This window comes from Flavobacterium sp. (genome assembly GCF_046153165.1).
Lineage (GTDB): Bacteria > Bacteroidota > Bacteroidia > Flavobacteriales > Flavobacteriaceae > Flavobacterium.
Window position 1 is genome coordinate 1 of the sequence record NZ_JBJXEN010000038.1, and the last position, 19,863, is coordinate 19,863.

At 31.5% G+C, this 19,863-nt stretch carries 14 protein-coding genes; 8 read left to right on the forward strand and 6 right to left on the reverse strand.

All coding sequences use genetic code 11. The features are described from left to right. The 5 genes from ACKVOV_RS04950 to ACKVOV_RS04970 all read left to right on the forward strand — a co-directional run. A partial coding sequence (locus ACKVOV_RS04950) for an alpha-2-macroglobulin family protein (RefSeq protein WP_409205658.1) occupies positions 1 to 3,099 on the forward strand: 3,099 nt, incomplete at its 5' end. Positions 3,100 to 3,157: 58 nt separating this feature from the next. Further along, positions 3,158 to 5,533: a penicillin-binding protein 1C gene (gene pbpC, locus ACKVOV_RS04955; RefSeq protein WP_409205659.1), complete on the forward strand. Its 2,376-nt coding sequence runs from the start codon at positions 3,158 to 3,160 to the stop codon at positions 5,531 to 5,533. A 122-nt stretch (positions 5,534 to 5,655) separates the two neighbouring features. After that, positions 5,656 to 8,511, forward strand: a complete 2,856-nt coding sequence (locus ACKVOV_RS04960; RefSeq protein WP_409205660.1) for a histidine kinase — start codon at positions 5,656 to 5,658, stop codon at positions 8,509 to 8,511. A 5-nt stretch (positions 8,512 to 8,516) separates the two neighbouring features. Then, positions 8,517 to 9,269, forward strand: coding sequence for a LytR/AlgR family response regulator transcription factor (locus tag ACKVOV_RS04965; protein WP_409205661.1), 753 nt, complete (start codon positions 8,517 to 8,519; stop codon positions 9,267 to 9,269). Positions 9,270 to 9,362: 93 nt separating this feature from the next. Then, a complete protein-coding gene (locus tag ACKVOV_RS04970) occupies positions 9,363 to 11,870 on the forward strand; it encodes a T9SS type A sorting domain-containing protein (RefSeq protein ID WP_409205662.1) in 2,508 nt (835 codons plus the stop codon). Between the two features lie 112 nt (positions 11,871 to 11,982). Here ACKVOV_RS04970 and ACKVOV_RS04975 read toward each other — a convergent pair whose 3' ends face one another. Together ACKVOV_RS04975 and ACKVOV_RS04980 are read right to left on the reverse strand one after the other, a co-directional pair. Continuing rightward, a complete protein-coding gene (locus ACKVOV_RS04975; RefSeq protein WP_409205663.1) occupies positions 11,983 to 13,527 on the reverse strand; it encodes an Rne/Rng family ribonuclease in 1,545 nt (514 codons plus the stop codon). Positions 13,528 to 13,913: 386 nt separating this feature from the next. After that, positions 13,914 to 14,204: an HU family DNA-binding protein gene (locus ACKVOV_RS04980; protein ID WP_394759925.1), complete on the reverse strand. Its 291-nt coding sequence runs from the start codon at positions 14,202 to 14,204 to the stop codon at positions 13,914 to 13,916. Between the two features lie 129 nt (positions 14,205 to 14,333). Here ACKVOV_RS04980 and mutY point away from each other — a divergent pair, with 129 nt between their 5' ends. From mutY to gldD, 3 genes are read left to right on the forward strand one after another with little or no spacing between them, the layout of a single operon-like run. After that, complete coding sequence (gene mutY / locus ACKVOV_RS04985; protein ID WP_409205664.1) at positions 14,334 to 15,365, forward strand: A/G-specific adenine glycosylase; 1,032 nt, start codon at positions 14,334 to 14,336, stop codon at positions 15,363 to 15,365. 40 nt (positions 15,366 to 15,405) lie between these two features. Then, complete coding sequence (locus ACKVOV_RS04990) at positions 15,406 to 15,828, forward strand: single-stranded DNA-binding protein (protein ID WP_409205665.1); 423 nt, start codon at positions 15,406 to 15,408, stop codon at positions 15,826 to 15,828. A gap of 10 nt (positions 15,829 to 15,838) precedes the next feature. Further along, on the forward strand, positions 15,839 to 16,402 hold the full coding sequence (gene gldD, locus ACKVOV_RS04995; protein WP_409205666.1) for a gliding motility lipoprotein GldD: 564 nt from the start codon (positions 15,839 to 15,841) through the stop codon (positions 16,400 to 16,402). A 9-nt stretch (positions 16,403 to 16,411) separates the two neighbouring features. On the opposite strand, the gene ACKVOV_RS05000 is transcribed toward gldD, so the two are convergent. The 4 genes from ACKVOV_RS05000 to lptC form a co-directional block, all read right to left on the reverse strand. After that, on the reverse strand, positions 16,412 to 16,756 hold the full coding sequence (locus ACKVOV_RS05000) for a heavy-metal-associated domain-containing protein (protein ID WP_409205667.1): 345 nt from the start codon (positions 16,754 to 16,756) through the stop codon (positions 16,412 to 16,414). Positions 16,757 to 16,897: 141 nt separating this feature from the next. After that, a complete protein-coding gene (locus tag ACKVOV_RS05005) occupies positions 16,898 to 19,003 on the reverse strand; it encodes a peptidylprolyl isomerase (protein WP_409205668.1) in 2,106 nt (701 codons plus the stop codon). A 96-nt stretch (positions 19,004 to 19,099) separates the two neighbouring features. Then, entirely contained in the window at positions 19,100 to 19,294 is a 195-nt protein-coding gene (locus ACKVOV_RS05010; RefSeq protein ID WP_409205669.1) for a hypothetical protein, read from the reverse strand. A gap of 13 nt (positions 19,295 to 19,307) precedes the next feature. After that, a complete protein-coding gene (lptC, locus tag ACKVOV_RS05015; RefSeq protein ID WP_409205670.1) occupies positions 19,308 to 19,823 on the reverse strand; it encodes an LPS export ABC transporter periplasmic protein LptC in 516 nt (171 codons plus the stop codon). Positions 19,824 to 19,863 lie beyond the last annotated feature (40 nt).

Consider the following 19,863-nt stretch of genomic DNA (forward strand, 5'->3'; position numbering starts at 1 on the left):
GGAATGTTACGAGCTGCTTTTATGACCAAAGTGTATGAGGAAGGTGGCGATTTTAGTACAGATGTGATGGCAACAACCTATTCTCCTTACAAAACGTATGTAGGATTAAAATTGCCTGAATTAACAAAATACCAAATGTTAGAAACGAGAGTTAACAATCGTTTTGATGTGGTTACTGTCGATGAAAATGGTCGTCCAAAATCGGTGAAAAACCTAGAGGTAAAAGTGTTTAAAGTAGAATGGCGTTGGTGGTGGGATTCATCAAACGATGATGTGTCAAATTACAATTCATCGAACGCAACTACTTCATATAAAACACTAAGAGTAAATACTGATGCCAATGGAAAAGGTAGTTTTCAATTTGCATTAACTGATGAAGAATGGGGACGTTATATGATTCGAGTTACCGATCCAACTGATGGTCACGCTACAGCACAAACTGTCAATATAGATTATCCTTACTGGTCAGGAAAAACAAGAAATACCGATGCTTCAACAGCTAATATGTTGGTTTTTTCTACCGATAAAAAGAATTATGCAGTAGGCGAAAAAGCGCAAATATCTTTTCCTTCGAGTGAAGGCGGACGTGCATTAATTTCTATCGAAAACGGAGCAAAAGTAGTACAAACACTTTGGGCAAAAACCAAAAAAGGAGAAACTAAAGTAGAAGTTCCTATTACGGCTGCTATGGCACCAAACGTGTATTTCAATATTACGTTATTACAGCCACATGCATCGACTAAAAACGATTCGCCAATAAGAATGTACGGAATTATTCCCGTTGAAGTAATTGATAAAAATACGATTTTAGAACCTAAACTTATTATGCCCGATGTTTTGAAACCAGAGCAAACGTTTAATGTAAAAGTGAGTGAAAAATCAGGAAAAGCAATGACTTATACCATTGCCGTTGTCGATGAAGGATTGTTAGATTTAACTCGTTTTAAAACACCAAATGCTTGGGAAAGTTTCTATGTTCGTGAAGCTTTGGGTGTAAAAACTTGGGATATTTACGATGATGTGATTGGTGCTTATGGCGGAAAAGTAAACCAAATATTTAGTATTGGTGGAGATCAAGATTTGGGTGGCGGCAAAGCGAAAAAAGCCAACCGTTTTAAACCTGTAGTCATTTACCTTGGACCATTCAAACTAGAAGCGGGCGATACCAAAACACACCAAATAAAATTACCAAAATACATCGGTTCAGTAAGAACAATGGTAGTCGCTGGCGATGCCAAAACAAGTGCTTATGGAGCTGTCGAAAAAGCCACGCCAGTTCGTAGTCCTTTGATGGCATTGGCTTCGTTACCACGAAAAATTTCTCCATCAGAAAAAGTGACGATTCCTGTGACAATTTTTGCTATGGAAAATCATGTAAAAAATGTTTCCGTACAAATAAAAACAAGTCCTGGGTTGAAAATTATTGGCAAAGCCATTCAAAATTTAACTTTCACTAGTCCTGATGAAAAAATGACGTATTTCAATCTTGAAGTTGGTGCTACTACGGGAATTGCAAAAGTACAAGTCATTGCTACTTCTGGGAAAGAAAAATCTACTTATGATGTTGAGATTGATATGACGAATCCAAATCCTGTAACCAATACTTATACGGATCTCATTTTAGAACCAAACAGCTCTAAATCTATTTCTTGGAAAACATTTGGTGTCGCTGGGAGCAATAAAGCAAGATTGGAGGTTTCGTCTATGCCGTCGATTAATTTTAATGGAAGGTTGCAATATCTAATTCAGTATCCACATGGTTGTGTCGAGCAAACTACTTCATCAGTTTTTCCACAATTGTATTTGAATGACATTGCTGATATTGATGCCAATCGCAAAGCATTAATTCAGAAAAATGTAACAGCAGGAATTACAAGATTAGGTGGTTTCCAATTGGCAAATGGTGGAATGTCTTACTGGCAAGGAGATACTTCTGCCGATGATTGGGGAAGTTCTTATGCAGGTCATTTCTTGCTTGAAGCCGAGAAAAAAGGTTATGTTTTACCAATAAATTTCAAACAAAAATGGATTTCTTATCAACAAAAAGAAGCTAAAAAATGGCGTTTTGAGGCTAAATACGGAAATGATTTTGCACAAGCATATCGTTTGTACACCTTAGCATTAGCAGGTTCACCTGACTTATCATCGATGAATAGATTGCGTGAAACTTCAGGGATTTCTAACGAGAGTAAACTGCGATTGGCTGCCGCTTATGTTTTAGCAGGACAAAAACAAGCAGGAATGGCTTTGTTATTAAAATCGAAAATAGATGAAGATTATAATGATAATTACAGCTATTACTATTATGGTTCTAGCGACCGTAATCGTGCGATGGCATTAGAAACTTTAATCTTATTGGGTCAGAAACAAAAAGCATTTATTATGGCAAACAAACTAGCGAAACAAATGTCTGCCGACCAATGGATGAGTACGCAAACTACTGCTTATTGCTTGTATTCGATGTCAAAATTTGCGCAATTCAATGGTGGAAAAGGCATTAATGTTCAGTTTAACGATGGTGGAAAAACTTTAGGAATTAACACCAATAAAACATTAGCAGAAAGAAGTTTGATTATTAAAAATGGAGCAAACGGAATCACAATTAAAAACAACAAAAACAATACATTATATGTTCGAGTTTTAAATTCTGGTATTTTACCTGTTGGAAAAGAACAAGTTGTTCAAAATAATTTGACTGCTAATGTAGTTTTCAAAAACAGAAAAGGAAGTATCATCAATGTTTCAAAAATAAATCAAGGCACCGAGTTTATTGCAGAAGTTACGATTAAAAACCTAAAAAATGAACGAGTGGATAACGTAGCATTATCTCAAATTTTGCCTTCAGGTTTCGAAATTGTAAACACACGTTTTACTGATTTTGGTGATGCCACAAACAATATTGCCGACCATACTGACATTCGAGATGACAGAACAAATTTCTATTTTCCGTTAGGATCTGGTGAAACCAAAACGTTTAGAGTTTTACTTAATGCTTCTTATTTAGGGAATTATTACTTGCCAGGATTGCAATGTGAAGCGATGTATGACAACACATTTTTAGCAAGAACCAAAGGTTTTTGGGTTGAAGTTGTAAAATAATAGTTTAAAACCCTTTCAGAGTTTCGAACTCTGGAAGGGTTAAATAACTCAAAATAAATTGAAAACAAAATTCACAGCGTTCTTACAACGCATCATCGATACAATACAACGGAACAAAATAAAATCATCAATCGTATTTCTACTTTTGATAGTTTATTATTTTTCATTACCAAGAACCTTATTTCAAGAACCTTATTCTACAGTTATTGAAAGTAAAGAAGGCGAATTATTAGGTGCAAAAATTGCTCGCGACGGTCAGTGGCGGTTTCCAGCACAAGACAGTGTTCCTTATAAATTCAAGAAATGCATTGTTTATTTTGAAGATGAATATTTTTACAAACATCCCGGATTTAATCCTGTAGCAATGGTGAATGCCATCAAGCAAAACCAAAAAGCGGGTAAAGTAGTTCGCGGAGGAAGTACCTTGACGCAACAAGTGATTCGTTTGTCTCGAAAAGGGAAAAACAGAACTTATTTCGAAAAAGTAATCGAAATCATATCAGCAACTCGTTTAGAATTGCGTCATTCTAAAGATGAAATTTTAGAATTATATGCCGCTCATGCTCCTTTTGGTAGTAATGTGGTCGGTTTAGAAATGGCTTCTTGGCGTTATTTTGGCGTACAATCTCATCAATTATCTTGGGCAGAAAGTGCCACTTTAGCGGTTTTACCCAATGCACCAAGCTTAATTTATCCTGGAAAAAACCAACAGAAATTACTCAGAAAACGAAACAATCTTTTATTAAAATTAAAAACAGAAGGCATTATTGATACACAAACGTATGAATTGGCTATCGATGAACCTTTGCCGCAAAAACCATACGATTTACCCCAAATTGCGCCACATCTTTTGCAACGAGTATCTAAAAATCAAGAAGGAACTCGATTGAAAACTACTGTTGATATTGCCTTACAAAATCGTGTCAATCAAATTGCTAAATATTATTACAATCAGTACAAACAAAACGAAGTGAACAACTTGGCTATTATCGTTATTGATATTAAAACTAGAAATATAATTAGCTATGTTGGAAATTCTCCAACCGATTTAAATCATCAGAAAGATGTTGATATTATTGATGCACCTCGAAGTACTGGAAGTATTTTAAAACCTTTATTGTATGCTGCAATGCTCGATGAAGGCGAATTATTACCCAACACTTTAGTTGCCGATATTCCTACTCAGATTTCAGGATATACACCGCAAAATTTCAATTTAACATTCGATGGTGCCGTTCCAGCACATAGGGCGTTGTCTCGTTCTTTGAATATTCCTGCGGTTTTAATGTTACAAGATTTTGGTGTCAATAAATTTTATGAAGAATTGCAACGATTCAAACTCCGAGATATTTCGAAGTCGCCAGATCATTACGGTTTATCACTAATTCTTGGTGGTGCCGAAAGTAATTTGTGGGATTTGTGTCGAACGTATGCAGGATTATCATCGACAGTAGATTATTTTAATAAAAATAACGGTAATTATAGAACCAAAGAATTTGTAGAACTCAATTATGATCATAATTTCACACCTGATTTTGGTTCCGATAGCAAACAAAAAACCATTTTGGGTGCTGGAGCCATTTGGCAAACCTACAATGCGATGGAAGAAGTAAACCGTCCCGAAGGTGACGAAGCTTGGAAATTTTATGACAGTTCACTCAAAATTGCATGGAAAACAGGAACTAGTTTTGGTAATCGAGATGCGTGGGCCATTGGTACAAATGCTAGATATGTAGTAGGTGTTTGGGTCGGGAATGCTTCGGGCGAAGGACGTCCAACACTGACTGGGGTTACCAGTGCTGCTCCTATTTTGTTTGATGTATTTAATTTGTTACCAAGACAAAAATGGTTCGACACACCATTATTGGATTTGACAGAAGTAGAAGTTTGCAAACTCAGCGGTCATTTGGCGCAGGAAGATTGTCCGAAAATAAAACAATATGTTCCACTAAAAGGGAAAACAACTTCTATTTGTCCGTATCACAAAACAGTTCATTTAGATAAAACAGGGAAATATAGGCTAAACAGCAGTTGCGAGAATGTGGAGAATATTGTGACCAAAAAATGGTTTGTTCTTCCTCCCGTGATGGAATGGTATTATAAAAGCCAACACGTGGACTATTTACCCTTGCCTCCTTACAGAAGTGATTGTGCAGGAACACTTACTCCTTCGATGGATTTTATTTACCCGAAAACCAATAGTAAAATATATTTAACTAAAAATTTTAATAGCGAAGTACAACCTGTAATCCTAAAAATAGCGCATTCTAATCGGGAAACCGAAGTTTTTTGGTATGTAGATAATGTGTATAAAGGTTCGACCAAAACGTTTCACGAAATGCCAATAACACCAACTGAAGGTTTTCATTATATCACCGTAATCGATGAAAGCGGTTATGAAATTAGAAAAAAAATTGAGATTGTGAGGGAATAATTTAGAAAGTCAAAAGCGGTTTTCAGAAATACAATGTAAGTATCTCAATACAAAGTTCTATTTTTGAATAGTTGAAAACTATTCTTTTATATTGCCTTCCTCTATTTCTCTATGTAAACCAATTGTTTGCACAGGATCCTATTGCGATAAAGCTAACAGAGAATGAAGGCTTGCCTGACGTTGAATTTTATGATATAATTGAAGATAACAAAGGTTTTATTTGGCTTGCAGCAGACAAAGGTTTATATCGTTTTGATGGCAAAGAATATGTTTCCTATACTAATAATGAAAAGAGAGGACTTTCTGTTTTTGGATTAAAATTTGACAACCAAAACAGACTTTGGTGCAATAATATTTCAGGACAATTTTTCATTTTAAAAAACAATTCCTTAGAACTTTTTCTAGACTTAAAAAATGAGCTTAAAGGAGAGTTAGCAGAGTTTATAATTCTTGAAAACAAGTTGTTTATATTTTCTACTACAGTTATTTATTCTATTGATTTAAAAACCAAGGAAAGAAAAAAAATAATACTGCCGTCAAAGTCAGAACATCCCATTATTCGTGCTTCGTACAAGTTAGATAATAAAATTTATTTTACGTGTAATGATGAAATTTTTACAATCTCGAAATCAGATGAAGTTAAATTTTTACATCACAAAACTAAAAATTTTGGAAGCAATATTTTTCCAAAATTTTTTAGTTTTAAAGGCAAATTATTTATTCAATTATATGATAATATTTTAAATCAAAATCATTTTTTTAAAGTGGATAATGATTTTCTTTCGGAAGTTAATTTTCCTAATGAATTACAAAATAATAAAGTTATAACAGTTTCTGAGCACGATAACAATTTATGGTTATGCACTTCCAACGGCATTGTAATTGTAAATGAGAAAAATAATCAATTTTTTTTAAAAAATGTTTTTTTTAAAAATGATTATATAACAAGAAGCATCGTAGATAAAAATCAAACCGTTTGGGCTTCAACTTTAAATAATGGAATTTTTATAATTCCAAGTTTGCAAATCAAATCATATAGAAATATTGTTAGTAACGAGGTTATATCTGCTATAGAAAAAATAACGGCTACAAAAATTGCTGTTGGTACTACTAAAGGTAATTTATTTATAATAGATTTAATAAATAATAAAAAAGAAAAAATAGCTCTTAAGGATAAGAGAAAAGTCTCTGCATTGTTGTTTTTAAAAACGCTAAATGTTTTATTGATAACTACAGAAGCTGCTGCATATAGTTATCATTTAGATTCAAAGAAAAGCATTCAATTAGAAAGCTTAATTAATGCAAAAGATCTACAGCAAATAGGAAATTCTAATCAAATTATTTATTCTGGATTTGATAGAGCTAGTATTTTAAAATTAGAAAAAAATAACCTCACTACAACTAAAGTCTTAAACAATAGTCGAGCGTACAGATCTTTTTCAAGTAAGAATGAGATTTTTGTTTCTTATGTAGATAACTTGATAGTTTATAATAGCAATTTTATTCCAAAAATTTTAAAATATAATAATAAGAGCATTACAGCAAAAGATATTTGTCAGACATCTAATAAAACAGTTTGGATAGCCACTTTTACAGATGGAATATTGGCATATAAAAACAATGTGTTTGTTAAAAAAATAGACAATTCAAATGGTTTAAAATCTAAAATTATCGAAGAAATAAAATCTGATGGTAATGATTTGTGGATAGTAACAGACAAAGGCATTCAGATTTTTAATTCTATTACCAACAAATTTAGACCTTCTTTAATAAATAATAATGCATCTATTAGAAATATAAAAAGCGTTATAATTAATGATAAAAATATCCTTTTAGCTAGTCAAGAGGATTTTTTAGAAATTGATAAAAGCATAAAATCTAAGAGCTATTTTGTAAAAGAAATTAATATAAAATCAATTAATATAAATGAAAAAGACACTTTAGTTCAAGAACATTATGATTTGCCTTATGATAAAAACAGAATTAAAATTACTTTCCATGTTAATGGATATTATCCTGAAGATGAATTATTTTTTGAATATAGATTGATAGGTCTAAATGAAAATTGGATTGCAATAGATAAGAATGTAAATTTTGTAAATTTTAATAGTCTCCCTTCAAAAGATTATATTTTCGAAATAAGAACAAAAAGTGGTAGGGAGACTAAATATATTTCTAAAAAAATTAGTTTTCAAATTAGCCAACCTTATTGGAAAAAATGGTGGTTTGTTTTGGGGATAATTTTTATAGCCTTTGGATTAATCATTTCATTTTATCGAAATAAACTAGCCGTAAAAGAAAAAGAAAAAGAACTTGCGCTAAAAAATGCAAAGCACGAAAATGAACTCGCAATACTTAAGCTAGAGAACTTAAAATCTCAGATGAATCCTCATTTTATTTTTAATGCGTTAAATTCCATTCAAGAATATATAATTCTAAATCAAAAGAATTTAGCAAGTTCTTATTTGTCAAAATTTGCCGACTTAATAAGAGCTTATTTAGAGCACAGTTCAAAAGGATATATATCATTACGTGAAGAAATAGAATGTTTGGATATTTATTTACAATTAGAAAAACTACGCTTCGAAGATAAATTTAGCTACAAAATAAGTAGTTTAGAAAATAATGAAGATTTAAATATTCCTACGATGCTAATTCAGCCTTATGTTGAAAATGCGATAAAACACGGTTTGTTGCATAAGAAAGAAAATCGTGTCATTAAGATTTCTTTCAATTTACTTAAAGAAGATAAAATACTTAAATGTGTGATTATGGACAATGGTGTTGGCAGAAAAAAAGCAGATCAATTAAATAAAAACAAACACCTATCATTTGCCACAAAAGCCACTCAAAATAGATTAGAATTGCTAAATTTTGGCAAAAAAAGAAAAATAGGAGTAACAATTGACGATTTGACAAATGATGAAAACGAGCCAACAGGAACAAAAGTTACATTATTAATTCCAATAATAAATTAACAGAAATGAAAGCAGTAATTATTGACGACGAACCAAAAGCCAGAAACCTATTGGAGATTTTAATAAAAGAAAACACATCTAAAATAGAGACTATTTTTCAAGCTGAAGATTTATTATCTGGAGTGGAATTAATTAAAGAGCATCAACCACAAATTATCTTTCTTGATATCGAAATGCCAGAACATTCAGGCTTAGAAATACTAGATTTTGTTGACAAAGACGAACTGAATTTTGAAATTATTTTTACAACAGCATATAGTGAGTATGCAGTAAAAGCATTCAAACTATCCGCAATAGATTATTTGTTAAAACCATTACGAGCAGAAACTGTAAAAGAAGCTGTTGAAAAAGCGATACAACAAATTGGAAAATCTGAAATTAGCATTAAGTTGGAAGAATTGAAAAAGAGTTTAAAGACTAACAATTTTAACAAAATTGGACTTCCATTTGCAGATGGATTCAAGTTTGTCAATTTTGATGATATTATTTTATTTGAAGCCGATGGCATGTATACCAAAGTAAGCACAACAAAAGAAACAGAGTTATTAGTTTGTAAACCATTAAGGCATTTTGTAGAATTATTAGAAGTACAATCTAATTTTTACAAACCACATCGTTCTTATTTAATCAATTTAAAATACATAAAAGAGTATATTAAAAAAGATGGAGGCTACATTATAATGGATAATGACAAGTCAGTTTCTATTTCAAATGATAAAAAAGATGAGTTTCTTACCATAGTTCAAAACATAGGATAAAAGCTTTAGCAAGCCAAAACCCAGTTTCAGAAAGTCGTTTTATTACGGCTTTTTTTTATGCCGAATTTTGTTTCTAAATCAAAACAATTAATTATGAAAACAAAATTATTATTTATAGTAGTGTTTGTTGGCAATTTCTGCCTTGCACAATTCCCTACTAACGGATTAGTAGCGCAATACGGGTTTGACAGCGGAAGCCTTTTAGTAGATGGTGCCAATGGTATTAATCTTACTCAAACGGGATCAGCACTGACACAAATAAACAATCGTTTTGAAAATGCACCAACCAGTGCTGTAAGCTTGAATGGCGATTATTTAACAAGACCAAATGTTACTTCGGGTACGGTATTTTCAATAAGTTTCTGGATAAAAACCGTTACAAATGACAATAACTCTAGAACAATTATTGATGACTCGGATGCTACAGGACATGGTTATTCTGTGAGTTTACAAAATGGTAAAATAAGATTAACTGGAGGATATGTATTTACCTGTAATGCTGGAACTTATACAATTTCAAAACTATCAAACAACGTAGTATCTGATGGGAATTGGCATCATATTGTTGTTTCGTTAGAAAAAGTTATTGATGCTTCTTTTAATACAACAAATCATATCATACGTATTAATGTAGATGATTTAGCTCAAGAAACATACACTAATTCTTTTAGTAATGCATCATGCACTCTTACTTCTAATTTTGACACAAACGGTAATTTGGTTATTGGAAATAATAGAATGAATAATTTAGCAGCTTCAAATAAATATAGTGATATTATAGATGATATTTTAATCTATAATCGTTTATTAAATCCCACCGAAATAAATAGTATTGGGGATTATAATAGCTATTGCTATACTCCTCAAACCACTATTTTGTCAACTACAGCAATTACCCAAACTACAGCAACAATAAATATTACAGGAACTGGAACATATGATATTGCTTATCACAAAACCTCAGATACTTTTTCTAATGCTGTAATTATTAACGGAATCACTTCAGGTTCTACAAACTTAACTGGCTTAGATATTTTTACAAATTATAAAGTTTATGTAAAAAAACATTGTGCAAACAATACAACAGGATGGTCATTACCAATAAATTTCTCAACAACTAGAACAATTGGGCGTATTTATGTAAATGGTAACGCATCAGGAAACAACAATGGCATCTCATGGTTAAATGCTTATACTAAATTAGAAAATGCTTTAGCGATAGCTCAGAACAATGAAGAAATTTGGATTACTGAAGGTACATACAAACCTCATGCTACTAGTAGAACAACACCATTTACAATAAACGCACTTAATCTAAAATTATATGGCGGATTTGTAGGTAACGAAACACAAATTTCAGAGCGTATTTTTGGAACACATGAAACAATTTTATCGGGAGATTTATCAGGTAATGACGATACTGTACTTTCTCTAGTAAATTCAACTAGAAATGACAACAGTTATAATGTACTATACCTACAAGGTCAAAATTGTTTACTTGACAGATTGACTATAACCGGTGGTCATGCAAACGGAACTACTACTCAATTAAAATCTGGCGCAGGTATCTACAAAGTTAATGCGGTTACTAAAATGACACTTAACAATTGTAAAATCATGAAAAATGTTGCCAATGACACTGGAGGTGCTTTGAATGCTATTTTTGATGTAACTTCTTCAGAATTAATTGTTAGTAATTGTGAATTTACAGAAAATCTAGCTGCAGGTGGTGGTGCTATTTATTCTTATCCAAATAATAATGTATCGGTTACTTATACCGTTTCTAATTCTTTATTTAAAAAAAATCAAGCAGTAGATACTGCAATATTGGGTTACTCCGGAAGTTCTTTATGGCTACGTGCTTATGGAACAAGTTCGACAGCTGCAACAAATATTGCGAATTGTACTTTTGTAGATAATATTGACACTGGAACATTTGCTGGCATCAATAATTTTAATAGAGCTACATTGGTTTTATCTAAACGAACAAGTGTAAGTTCAAATCATAATGCTACTATTTCAAATTGTATTTTGTGGAATAATAAGGCTGCGGGTGGGATTACTTCAAGACCCATTTCTGGACTTCTTGAAGATGTAATCAACCCAATTACAATCAAAAATTCAATTGATGAAACTAATTTTACAGGAGTTACATTAAGTGGTACCTCTGCCAATACTAGTAATTCTAATCCATTATTTACTAATGCTGTTGGCGAAGATTACACTTTAAGTAGTACTTCCCCAGCTATTAACACTGGAGATAACACAAATGTTATTGGCTCTACAGATTTATTAGGAAATCAAAGGATTTATAACACAACGGTCGATATGGGTGCTTATGAATTTGGCTCTCTACTTAACTCTCAAACTTTTAACTCTTTTAAAAATTTTATTATTTACCCCAATCCAACTTCTTCTATACTAAACATAAGTTCTAACGAAGAAATAAAATTAATAGAAATATATTCCCTAGAAGGAAAATTAATATTCAGTACTATTGAAAATAAAATCGACATTTCTAATTTGAAATCAGGATTATATGTAATAAAAGTAACCAATAACAAGAATGAAATAGGAGTGAAAAAATTGATAAAAGAATAATTTAATAACTAACTATTGCTTTAAAAAATGCTACTTTAATCAAGTAGCATTTTTTTGATAGATAGTGTATAAAAACAAAAAACCGTCTCATTAATAATGAGACGGTTTTTATTTAATCTTTAATTTCATTTCCTTGGTTATCATTAAAATGATATTCAAGATACGTGTACGCGTCACGTGGAATGATTTTTATCCATTTTTTATATTCAAAAAACCATTTTGAACGTATTGATGGAAACCCTTTTACAAGGTAAGCAGCTATAAATGGGTGTACATTAAGTACTACTTTATTATGCAACTTTATAATTCTTTCTAAATCGGAAGCAATTCTGTCTATAATTAAAATAGGTGCTTCAATGTCACTATTCTCATTATTAGGATTCTCTTCACGAGTTTCAATATTAACCTCTGGTCTAACTCTTTGTCTAGTAATTTGTACTATCCCAAATTTGCTAGGAGGCAATATTTTGTGTTTTGCTTTGTCATCACTCATTTCTTCTCTTAAGAAATCGAACAGAATTTTACGATTGTCTGGATTAGACATGTCTATAAAATCGACACATATTATACCACCCATATCTCGCAAACGCAATTGTCTTGCCACCTCGGCAGCTGCAATCATGTTTACTTCTAGAGCTGTATCTTCCTGATTAGTCGCTTTGTTGGAGCGGTTTCCGCTGTTTACATCGATAACGTGCATGGCTTCAGTGTGCTCGATAATAAGGTAAGCACCTTTGCTCATGGATACGGATTTACCAAACGAAGTTTTTATCTGTCTTTCAATACTGTACTTTTCAAAGATTGGAGTGTCTTTCGACTGATAAAGCTTTACCATTGATTCTTTACTAGGAGCAATTTGTTGAATGTACTCTTTCGTTTCATTAAACAGCTCTTCATCATCTATAACAATTCCGCTAAAAGTATCATTAAAAACATCTCGTAATATTGATGATGCTCTGTTGAGTTCTCCTAACACTTTTGATGGATGATGCGCTGTTGGAATTTTTTTGCACATTGATGTCCATTTGTCCACCAAATTTTGCAAGTCTTTGTCTATTTCTGCAACTTTTTTGCCTTCTGCTACTGTACGAACAATAACACCGAATCCTTTTGGTTTGATAGATTGTACTAGACGTTTTAGTCTGTCTTTTTCTTCTTTAGATTCTATTTTTTGAGAAATAGAAACTCTATCTGAAAATGGGACTAAAACAATAAATCTTCCGGCAAGTGAAAGCTCTGAGCTTATCCTTGGTCCTTTAGTAGATATTGGTTCTTTGACTACTTGTACAAGAATTGATTGATTAACAGCAACTACATCGGTAATTGTACCATCTTTATCAATTTCTTTTTCAAATTGGAAACTTTTTAAGGAGAAATCTTTTATTTTACCTGTTGTTACAAGTTTTATGAATTTCAGTTGTGAAGCTAGATTAGGTCCTAAATCATGATAATGCAAAAAGGCATCTTTTTCGAAGCCAACATTTACAAAAGCAGCATTAAGACCAGCAACTGGTTTTCTTATTTTGGCAATAAAAATATCGCCTACTTGAAAATTGCTTGTTTCTTCTTCTTTGTGTAATTCAATTAGTTTTCCATCTTTTAATAAGGCAAAATCTACAGCTTCAGAACTAGATCTAATAATCAATTCTTTATTCATGTGTAAATTTTTATCTGTATTTTTATATAATAGATAATAGATTGATAGATACATAGATTCAAAAAAATCTAAAAAATGACAATCTGAAATCTAAAATAAATTAGTACAGATGGATTAAACATTACAGGTTTTTACCTGGGAGAAAAGTAGATTTTTAGATAAGATATTCTAGATAACAAACTTTTGTCTTTTATCTATTCGTCTTTTGTCTATTTGTCTTTTCCTCAATTTCAATGAACGTTTAAAAAAGAAAAAAGTAGTTTAAAACTACTTTTTCTTTTTGTGACGGTTAGCTCTTGCACGTTTTTTACGTTTGTGCGTTGCTACCTTATGTCTTTTTCTTTTTTTACCACTTGGCATAATGTGTAGTTTTATTGATTAGTAATTTATTTTGTTTCATTATTTGTTTTAACTCCTTCTACGAATACTTTAGCAGGTTTAAATGCTGGGATATTATGAGCAGGAATTTTAATCGTTGTATTTTTAGAAATATTTCTTCCTGTTTTTTCAGCTCTAGTTTTTACAATAAAACTTCCAAAACCTCTTAGGTAAACATTGTCACCAGTTTCTAATGAATTTTTAACTTCATCCATAAAAGTCTCTACTGTAGCTTGTACATCTCCTTTTTCTAGTCCTAATTTCTCTGAAATTTTCGCTACGATATCTGCTTTTGTCATTTTAATACGTAATTAAGTTTATGTAATTTTTTGAGGTTGCAAATATATAAATTAAATAAACAATATTTCAACCTAAATGATTAAATTTTAATCATATAAAATTTTATTTTTGCTAACCAAATAATTATAATGAATTTTAGTAAAACATTAACAACGTGGTATTTAGAAAATAAGCGTGATTTGCCGTGGAGAAAAACAACAAATCCTTACCTTATTTGGTTGTCTGAAATCATGCTACAACAAACAAGAGTCGCGCAAGGTTTGCCCTATTACATGGCTTTTACAGAGGAATTCCCAACAGTTTTAGATTTAGCTAATGCAAGTGAAGAAAAAGTTTTAAAATTGTGGCAAGGATTAGGATATTACTCTCGTGCGAGAAATTTACACGCAACTTCAAAACATATTGCTGAAAATTTGAACGGAATTTTTCCTCAAGATTATAAAAATTTACTCAAATTAAAAGGTGTTGGCGAATATACTGCTGCTGCAATTGCCTCTTTTTCTTACAACGAAGTAGTTCCAGTAGTCGACGGAAACGTTTTTCGTGTGCTTTCTCGCTATTATAATATAGAAACCGATATTACGTCTGCGAAAGCTAAAAAAGAATTTACCCTGTTGGCTCAAGAAGTAATTAGTAAAGATGATCCGGCCTTATTTAATCAAGCTATTATGGAATTTGGTGCCTTACAATGCGTCCCAAAGAACCCTAACTGTAATATTTGCCCTTTAAACACGAGTTGTGCTGCACTTTCTTTGAAAAAAGTTAATGAATTACCTATAAAAAGCAAGAAAACAAAGGCAAAAAACAGATTTTTAAACTATCTGTTTATATTGGATGAAAAAAACAAAACCATAATTAATCAACGAACGGCTAAAGGAATTTGGCATAATTTATACGAATTCCCATTGGTGGAAACCGAAATATTAGAAACCGAAAATACTGTTTTAGATTTAATTCAAAATAAATTTGACGACATTTCCGAAATTATTCTAATGGAAACTGAAACAATAACTCATAAGCTTACTCATCAACATTTATATATAAAATTTTGGAAAGTTAAAAGAACATCTACTTTTAAAAATGGTCTTGATTTTGAAAATCTAAATAAATTCCCTTTTCCAATTGTACTTCACAATTTTATAGAGAATAATAAGTTTTAATTAAAATGAGTTATCTTTGGTATTCTCAAATGAAATTACAATGAACGGAACGTTAAATAAAGTTATGCTAATAGGTTATCTAGGCGAAGATATAAAAATGCATTATTTTGAAGGAGGCAATTGCATAGGCAGATTTCCGCTTGCGACAAACGAAGTTTATATTAACAAGACTACTGGTGAAAAAATAACTTCGACCGAATGGCATAATGTTGTTGTACGCAATAAAGCTGCTGAAATTTGTGAAAAATACTTGTCTAAAGGAGATAAAATATATGTAGAAGGAAGGATAAAATCCAGACAATGGCAAGCTGAAGACGGAACCACAAAATACACAACCGAAATTCAAGTTACTGAATTTACATTTTTGAATACTAAAAAAGATTCTGAAAACGTAAAAACACAATCTGAAGCTCCAAAAACAACAAGTTTTGATTCTACTATTGAAAATGATTTGCCTTTTTAAAACTCAAACAATGCTTAATAAATATTTTACCTTTCTTTTCTTTGTTACAATTACAATTTGCATTATTGGTTGTAAAGATGATGTTTTGCCAAAACCTAAAGCCTATTTAAGTTTAGATTACCCTGATCCTGTTTATTCTAATTTTGATAAAACATGTGGTTATACTTTCCAGTACAACACCCTTGGCAAAGTTGTAGACAAAGGAAATTGTAATTTTGACATTGATTATCCTAACCTTAAAGCAACTGTTTATCTTAATTATAAGCCAGTAAACAATAATCTAAAAGAATTGTTACGTGACGCTCAAAAACTAACTTACGAACACGTTATAAAAGCCGATGGAATTAGCGAACAGCCTTATACCAACAAAGAGCGGAAAGCATACGGAATGTTTTATGAGGTAGGCGGAAATGCAGCTTCTCAGTCGCAATTTTATTTAACTGATAGTACAAAACATTTTCTAGTAGGTTCAGTTTATTTTTATGCAAAACCCAATTACGACTCAGTATTACCAGCTGCAGCATACATAAAAAATGATTTACGCGTTTTGATGGAAAGCTTGAAGTGGAAATAAGAGCGAATTCTATTTTAATTCTGAAACCTTGTAAGTTTTACCATCAGCAACGGCTTCTACGGTTTCAGCTAATTTTTCTGGAGTTTGTATATTTCCATCATATTGGATTGTTGCCGTTTTTTTATCAAAATCAACAGAGGCTTTTTGCACACCATCAAGGCTTGCTAATTTATTTTCGATTGTTTTTGCACAACCCATTGCACAGGTCATTCCTTCAATATTAAAACTTGTTGTTTCTACTTTTGCAATTCCTTTTTTTGTAATTGCTACTTCAACTCCTGCTTCTTTTTTACAACTTACAAATACAATTCCTGTTAAAAGAAAAAATACTAATATTACTTTTATATTTTTCATGATTTTTTTTAAAATTATTATTTGACAAAATTACGGAAAAGAGTTTAATATTTATGAGATTACAAAACATATATAGAAATACACTTAAACAAAAAAAATCCCGACTAATCGGGATTTTTTTTGTTTATAACTTAATATTTTCTAGTTAAATTGAGCTCTATTATCTTCGATAGTAGCGTCTTTCTTAAGTGAATTGTATACTCTACCTTGCGCTGACCCTTTAGATTGTCCGTTTAGTCTTGTTACAATATCTTTATAATCTTTAGCAGCTGGTGCTTTAGTACTAGATTTTACTTTGATTTTAAAAACTCCAGAAGCGCCATCGATTGTTTGAGAAACAACACCTGGTTTAAGAGAAAAAGCAGTTCCTACAACTTTAGGTTCTGCACCTATAGTTTGTATGTAAGAATTAGCAGCAACAACATCTAGAGCTTCTTTTACAGGAGAACCTGTAGCTTTAGAAACAGCTTCCAGTGTAGAACCAGTCATTTTAACTTTGATTAATTCTGCTTTCTTTTCATTTCTTAATTTAGCTCCTATTGCCGCTTTTGCGTCCTCGATAGATAATAAACCAGCTTCATTTATTTTTTTCAAACGAGCCACTACGTGACCAGAAGGAATATTGAAACGTTTTACTTCTCCTTCTTTTGCACCAAATGCCCAACGAACAATTTCTCTTTGATTTCCTATTCCTTGAACATTTTCGTCCATCGCTAATACTTTAGCAATTGGCGCAACTGTTAATTTCATTTCTTTAGCAGCAACATCAAATGCTTTTTCGTTAGCAGCCATTTCAAATTTAGTTGCAGTTGTAAATACTTTATCACTTGTCGCTTCAGATGGTGCAATTTTTTGAGCAATTGTAGCTAAACGAACTGCATCCTGCTTATCTGTTACATTAATAATGTGAAAACCAAAATCAGTTTCTACCAATCCTATTTTCCCAACTGGATTAGAGAATGCAAAATCGTTAAACGGTTTTACCATTTGACCTTGACTAAAATAACCTAAATCTCCACCTTGCTGAGCAGATGAATCATCAGAGCTAGTATAAGCCAACATTTGGAATGATGATGGATTTGCTAGAACTTGAGCTAATATAGATTCTGCTTTTGCTTTTGCCTGTTCTTTTGTTCTTTTTTCTCTTTTGTTAGGAACTTTTGTTCCTTCATAGCTAATTAAGATATGGCTAGCTTTTACATTTGCATTTAGTTTTTTTCCTAAATTTCTTGTAAGACAATAGTAATCACCAAATACGTATGGTCCGTAAACTTGTCCTGGAGCTAAGTTAAATAATGCTTCTGCATGTTCTGCCGGCAAATCTTTTTTAGCTACATATGTTGAATCGTATTTTATATCTGAATTTGCATTTACAAATTCTACTAAATTTGAAGCATTTTTAAATCCGACTTTTGCTTCGTTTACAGTTGTAGTTACTGGATTATCTTCAACAGAGTTTAATAACCCATTTACTTTATCTTCTACTACTTTCTTATCTTCTGCTGATGCTTTGTCTTCAATCATTACAAATTCTAACTCGCGAGACTCGTCAGCTTTGTATTTCTTTTCGTCTTTTTTCATAAAGGCGATTAACTCAGCATCTGTAGGTTCTACTTTTTTATCTTCGATGGTTGAATATGGCACAGATACTACATTGAAACTAACTTTATTGTTTTCTAACTCATAGTTAAATTTTGCTTCTGCTTGTGTTGTATAAAAACCTGATTGAATCATCGTGTTATACATTTGTTCAGTTGTAGATTGTGCTAATTGCTTTTCATAATCTAACCATTGTTGCCATCTTTCAGCTGATGAGTTTTTGATAGATGCAATAAATTCGTTAAATTTTGCTTTGTCAAACTTACCAGCAGCGTTCAAAAACTGAGGGTTTTGCGCAAACTGAGGATCTTCTTTAATTACATTAATTAATTGATCATCACCTATGCGTAGACCTAATTTTTCGCATTGTTTTTCAAGCAAAACTCTTCTTACTTCTTGATCCCAAACTCCATTTGTGGCTTGCATGATAGACATATTTTGTCCTTGCTGACTTTTTTGAGCCATATCAACTTTCCCTCTAAATTCTTCAAAAGGAATATCTACCCCATTTATAGTTCCTGCGTTTCTAGATGTTTTTCCAAATCCTCCATTTTCGATTAATGCACCAATTATAAATGCAAATAATGCTAATCCTACTATTGCGACAACTAAAAATGATTTTTGTCTAATTTTTGATAAAACTGCCATTTTTTAAAAATATTTTTTTATTCAGTGAGCGAAAATACAATTATCTATCAAATAACAAAAGGCTTAGCCTTTTATTTTAATAGAAAGTTTATTTTTTTATTTGTTTTGGTCTTGATTGTCAAATTTTTTAGCAAATTTTCTTCGAAAGAAAAACATAAAAATTGCGGTAGCTGCAAGTATAAAACTCAAATAAGGCATATCTGTACCTGAATTTAATTTTGAAAATCCATCGTATACAAAAATTATTCCAGCAACTAAGTAAACGTATTGTGTGTATTTTAAATAATTCATCTTTTTTATTTTTTTAAATGCTATAAACTCCTGTTATCTTTTGAGTATCTAAGACTTTAAAATCTTTACTAAAATCTATCCCTAATCCGTCTATAACACTTCCTTTGTTAGTAAATTTATATGCTTTTTGTGTAAAAAACCATTCGTTTTTTTGGTCATAATATAATTGTTCTGTTTCTAGAACTTTGCCATCATGTGTCGTGATTTTTACTTTTCCGCTCAAATCGATTAAATTAGAGTTTGTATATGAAATGGCGTAATTTGATGTTACAAAACTTTTGTTCCCTTGTTCGTCATATACAGTGACTTTTATTCCCTTTGGAAACTCGGTAAAAGGAAATTCTAATTGAGAGTAATCTAACATTTGTGGCGAAATCAAAATTGCTTTTATCCTGCCAGAATCTGTGTATTTTAGATTAAAATCTTTAGCTTCACCTACCGGACTAAATTCCGACACGTTTATTTTTCGAACTTCATTTATATTGCTTTCGCAAGAAATAAAAAAAAGTGTTGCTACTATAAGTAACATCACTTTTTTTATTGTTTTTATTATTTGAAATTCTTTTATC

Bases quoted from the DNA above. Each gene is read 5' to 3' on its own strand.
- ACKVOV_RS04965 (WP_409205661.1), top strand. From the start codon at position 8,517: ATGAAAGCAGTAATTATTGACGACGAACCAAAAGCCAGAAACCTATTG.
- ACKVOV_RS04970 (WP_409205662.1), top strand. From the start codon at position 9,363: ATGAAAACAAAATTATTATTTATAGTAGTGTTTGTTGGCAATTTCTGC.
- ACKVOV_RS04975 (WP_409205663.1), bottom strand. From the start codon at position 13,527: ATGAATAAAGAATTGATTATTAGATCTAGTTCTGAAGCTGTAGATTTT.
- ACKVOV_RS04980 (WP_394759925.1), bottom strand. From the start codon at position 14,204: ATGACAAAAGCAGATATCGTAGCGAAAATTTCAGAGAAATTAGGACTA.
- mutY (WP_409205664.1), top strand. From the start codon at position 14,334: ATGAATTTTAGTAAAACATTAACAACGTGGTATTTAGAAAATAAGCGT.
- ACKVOV_RS04990 (WP_409205665.1), top strand. From the start codon at position 15,406: ATGAACGGAACGTTAAATAAAGTTATGCTAATAGGTTATCTAGGCGAA.
- gldD (WP_409205666.1), top strand. From the start codon at position 15,839: ATGCTTAATAAATATTTTACCTTTCTTTTCTTTGTTACAATTACAATT.
- ACKVOV_RS05000 (WP_409205667.1), bottom strand. From the start codon at position 16,756: ATGAAAAATATAAAAGTAATATTAGTATTTTTTCTTTTAACAGGAATT.
- ACKVOV_RS05005 (WP_409205668.1), bottom strand. From the start codon at position 19,003: ATGGCAGTTTTATCAAAAATTAGACAAAAATCATTTTTAGTTGTCGCA.
- ACKVOV_RS05010 (WP_409205669.1), bottom strand. From the start codon at position 19,294: ATGAATTATTTAAAATACACACAATACGTTTACTTAGTTGCTGGAATA.
- lptC (WP_409205670.1), bottom strand. From the start codon at position 19,823: ATGTTACTTATAGTAGCAACACTTTTTTTTATTTCTTGCGAAAGCAAT.